This window comes from Corynebacterium sp. HMSC071B10, from assembly GCF_001814825.1.
Lineage (GTDB): Bacteria > Actinomycetota > Actinomycetes > Mycobacteriales > Mycobacteriaceae > Corynebacterium.
Genome location: NZ_KV817952.1, coordinates 1 through 2,380, shown reverse-complemented (window position 1 = coordinate 2,380; position 2,380 = coordinate 1). Strand labels below are relative to the sequence as shown.

Genomic DNA, 2,380 nt, shown 5'->3' with positions numbered 1-2,380 from the left:
CTACGTGTCCACGATTTGCGGGCAACCCCAACAGTTGTTCGACATTTTGGAATGAAATGTCCCCTCCCCGTGTTATGATCAATAGTGCTTCACGGGTTGAGCTAAGCAGTGGTCTGGGGTTCGGAACCCTGGGTACCTTAGCATCCGCAGTGTTGTTCCTGATTGCTCTCTGGATTAGTGAAACTGTAGGTCCAATTCTTTTGAAAAAGTCCGTTGTCCACACAAATGAAGAAAAGGAGCAAAATATGGGTAATAACAACCGCAGCCGCTTTACGGTGGCACTTGAAAATGTAGGTACTGGAGTAATCGGTAGCTCACTGCTCATGCTGAATCCGTGAAGTCAGCCGTCAGAAACCCGGCCTAGTGCGAACAGACTGGGTTTATTTTTGCCCCCCTGACCGTGGTGAATGTGCCGGTAGGGGGCGTTGTGGAAAGTGCTGCGTTTTATGTCGAACGCTCGATATGGTGGGGTATGGCTTCTCACGAATTCGAATTAAAGTACGGCTCTCCCGCCGAGCCGTCAACGCTCGACTTGTCCCGCGAGACCGTGCTAAAAGACGCACAGGAAGCGATTGTGCTGATGAAAAGCGCGGCAAGATTCCTTCGCGCACTCGACGCTGCGGACGGCTGGGACGATCACGATTGGCTGACAGAATGAGTGCGGGTTGGAGTTTTACGGGCGAACTACCGACCTCGAACGAGCCAAGCGCAAGATTGCGACCGGCTATTTGGTAGCAGTGTCGTGACCATCTGGTAGCGCTTCAGTGAGTATCTGGTAGCAGCTCACGGCGCTCGGGATGATACTTCCGGTAGCCGCACCACTTGGGTGCGGCGCGTACTGGAAGGAGTCCGCTGATGACGGATTACCGTGCGGTGATGACGCTGCTGATTAGGAAGCGTTCTTACCGCCAGATTGAAGACCAGCTCGGGTGCTCGCAATAATAAAACTATGGATACAACGCAAAAGATTAAGAACAGTGCCCTAGCCGTGCTATCAGTTTTCGCGATAGCACTAATCGTTTTATGGGCAACCCACTCGATAGGGCTTGGACTATTGGCCACATCTCTAGTCCTCCTAGTTTTTCTTTCCGTGGGGATAAGGATATGGGCGGAGAACTCGGGCCCGGCCCCCGGAAAGTAGACACCATGGGGTGGTGAAATTGTGGGGCTTACTTTAGCGCATTGTTACGCTGCGTGGGCTTCGTACTCTGTGGGGGTGAGGTACTTGCACCAGGAGTGTCTTCGGCTGGTGTTGTAGCGCACGCACCACGCGAAGACGTCTCGTCGGCAGACGAGCTGGTTGGCAAAGACTTTCTTGTCTTTGAGGACCTCTCGTTTCAAGGTGGCGTTAAACGACTCCGCCAGCGAGTTGTCGGCACTTGTGCCGACCGCACCCATGGACTGGGTGACGTTGAGCCTGCGGCAGGTGGCCTGAAACTGCGATGAGGCATAGACACTTCCGTGGTCCGAATGAAAGATCGCCCCGGTAAGGTCACCGCGGGTGTGGTACGCGTGCTCGAGTGCTTCCTCGACGAGTTCGGTGCGCATGTGGTCGGCGATAGCAAAGCCGACGAGCATCCGTGAATAGCAGTCAATTACCGAAGCGAGATACATATTCGACCCGTCCGCGATCGGCAGATAGGTGATATCGCCAACTAGCACCCTATTTGCAGCCGGGGCCGTGAAGTCACGCTTGACCAGGTCGGCAAACACCACGCGATGTGGCCCACGCCGGGTGGTGGTGACCTTGCGTTTTTTGGTGTAGCCACGCAGGCGAAGCTTCTTCATGATCCGGGCGATGCGCTTATGATTGACCGGCCCATTGTCGTTGTAAGCGTCGTTATGCGTCAGCTCTGCCGCGATACGTTTGGCACCATAGAGCTGGTCTTTCTCGTCAAAGACCGCCTTGACCTTCGCCCCTAGCATGGCATCGTCAATCAGCCGGCGGCGACGCTGGGCGCTGCTGGCCTTCCATTTGTAGTAAGAGCTGCGATTGAGCCCAAGGACGGTGCACATCCGCTTGACCGAGTACTCGGTGCGGTGGTCCTCGACAAACTGAAAGCGGATCACCAGTTTGTCTCTTCCATGAAATATTTGGCCGCCTTGCGCAAGATATCGCGTTCTTCTTTCAACCTGGCGTTTTCCTGCTGCAGTTGGCGTATCTTTTCTGCATCCGTGAGCTGCTTGGCACGATCAGCATGTGAAACCGGTGGACTCTGGGTCTTTGCGCCGGTGCCGTACGTGTCGACCCACGTGCGAAGCGTGGTGCGGTAGATCCCTAAATCTTCGGCTGCGGCCTTGAGCGAGAGATGTGGATCGTTCTCGTACATCGCGACTGCGTCGCGCTTGAACTGAAGTGTCCCAGGTTTTGTTCCGTCTG

General features: G+C 55.0%; 3 protein-coding genes. 2 read left to right on the top strand and 1 reads right to left on the bottom strand.

Features of this window, described 5'->3' with window-relative positions; translation table 11 throughout:
• Both HMPREF2990_RS13070 and HMPREF2990_RS01200 read left to right on the top strand, forming a co-directional pair.
• Window positions 1–338: hypothetical protein (locus HMPREF2990_RS13070; protein WP_210399946.1), on the top strand; the 338-nt coding region annotated here is incomplete at its 5' end.
• Between the two features lie 134 nt (window positions 339–472).
• Window positions 473–658 (top strand): hypothetical protein, encoded by a 186-nt coding sequence (locus HMPREF2990_RS01200; RefSeq protein WP_070762290.1) that lies wholly within the window; start codon window positions 473–475, stop codon window positions 656–658.
• A gap of 527 nt (window positions 659–1,185) precedes the next feature.
• Here the strand turns inward: HMPREF2990_RS01200 and HMPREF2990_RS01195 are convergent.
• Window positions 1,186–2,330 (bottom strand): IS3 family transposase gene (locus HMPREF2990_RS01195; protein ID WP_371574678.1). Its coding sequence is split into 2 segments (ribosomal slippage): window positions 1,186–2,081 and window positions 2,081–2,330, totalling 1,146 coding nucleotides; the frame shifts between segments, so codons are not numbered across the junction.
• Window positions 2,331–2,380: the final 50 nt, after the last annotated feature.